We start from the raw sequence: 1,907 nt of genomic DNA, 5'->3' as shown, positions 1-1,907 counted from the left end.
TACTGAGTGTCCTGCATGGTGATCAGCTATCAAAATAATTCTTTGATAGCTTAACCAATGCTTGATAAATGATGATGGGCGGCCCATCGCTGGCGGCTTTCAGGAGCAGCCCGCAAACCACTTTCAGCTGCTGCAATCAAGAGTTGTGGTAGTGAGCATCGAAAGAAAAGGCATGACAAACATGTCAGGTGCGTGTTAAGGAGATGAACGAAGTGAACCGTTGCTTGAGACGTCGAAAGGGTAAGATGGTGTCAGAACCAGGGTGCAGTATCAACCCTGGGATAAGTAGTAAGGTTACCTGATTACTGTTACTGCGGCACCCGGCGCATAAACGGCATGAACTTAACACAGGCGTTTATCAGGAACAGGAGAACCTGTCGTAGAGATGCTAAGAGAAAATATCAAGTTGCAAGGACAACAAGATAGAAAGTATCGATGCTTTGCACAGGGGCAGAAGCCTTCGTAGTAGTGTTGAAGTCTCTGTAATGGAGATGGAGCGAAGGGAGGCTGTTATCTGGTTTTATTCATTAACGAAAACTGCTGAAAAAAAAAATCAGTCAGGAGGTACGAAGATGAGCAAGACAAAACCGTTTGCAATTAGTATGCGATTAGTGAGTATGGCCTATCAGAAAGTAAAGTCCAATAAGGGTGCTGGTGGCATAGATGGGATCAGCCTCGAGCAGTTCGATAAAGACTACCGGAATCATCTATATCGGTTGTGGAATAGAATGAGCTCAGGAAGTTACATTCCACCGCCGGTAAAATTAACGGAGATACCAAAGAAAGGAGGTGGACTAAGACCTCTTGGTATACCCACTATAAGCGACCGGATTGCCCAAACCATAGTAAGAGGATTATTAGAACCGGAGTTGGAACTGATCTTTCATAAAGACTCCTATGGATACCGTCCCGGTAGATCAGCTCACCAGGCATTATCCTGTGCCCGAGATCGATGCTGGTCAAGGAACTGGGTAGTTGATATGGATATTCAGGGATGCTTTGACAATATACCTCATGATCTATTGATGAGAGCTGTTAGACAACATTGTAAGACGAAATGGATGCTTTTATATATTGAACGGTGGCTGAAAGTGCCCTTACAAAAGGTAAATGGAGAAATAATTGAAAGGACCAAAGGCGTTCCGCAAGGTTCAGTGATAGGTCCATTATTGTCTAATCTATTCTTACACTATTGTATGGATAAGTGGTTAGAAGTAAATTATTCTGGTTGCCCTTTTGAAAGATATGCAGATGACGCTCTAATACATTGTTCAAGTATGCTAGAAGCCGAGGAAGTTAAGCAAGCTATAAGCACAAGGCTATCAAGCTGCGGAATGGCTTTGCATGCGGAAAAGACTTACGTCGTTTATTGTAAAGATAGTAACCGCAGACATCCGGGTGTAGCAAAGAAATCCTTTGACTTTTTAGGCTACACGTTCCGTCCAAGAATGGCTCAAAATAGCCAACGGGGTGTATGGTTTACGAATTGGTTACCCGCTGTGAGCCGTAAAGCGCTGAGTTCAATGAATAAGGCAATGCGTAAATGGCAGGTATTCCACCAGACAACTATAACTCTGCAGGAAGTCTCAGCATTTATCAATCCTATATTAAGAGGATGGATCAGATATTATGGTAAGTTTTATAAAGCTAAACTGACAAATTATATGCATATAGTTGATGTAAAGCTAGCCACATGGGCAAGACGGAAATATAAACACCTACGTTCCAGTGAGATGAAAGCTATACGGTGGTTGCATAGTGTTTATCTACGCCAGCCGAAGTTATTTGTTCATTGGGAACTCCTAGGTAGTAAACCAACGGTTTAGATAACCGGAGCCGTATGAAGGGAGATCTTCACGTACGGTTCTTACAGAATCTCAGGCTGAGATGCCTGGGTTTACTTACTA

Annotated in this window: 1 protein-coding gene; it reads left to right on the top strand. The window is 43.0% G+C overall.

The window, feature by feature from the left end; genetic code table 11:
- Positions 1–491 precede the first annotated feature (491 nt).
- A complete protein-coding gene (gene ltrA, locus K1Y79_RS29005; RefSeq protein WP_236059931.1) occupies positions 492–1,826 on the top strand; it encodes a group II intron reverse transcriptase/maturase in 1,335 nt (444 codons plus the stop codon).
- Positions 1,827–1,907: the final 81 nt, after the last annotated feature.

Origin of the sequence: Chitinophaga rhizophila, assembly GCF_019492185.1 — a bacterium.
Classification (GTDB): Bacteria; Bacteroidota; Bacteroidia; order Chitinophagales; family Chitinophagaceae; genus Chitinophaga; species Chitinophaga rhizophila.
This window is presented reverse-complemented; position numbering and strand designations above follow the sequence as displayed.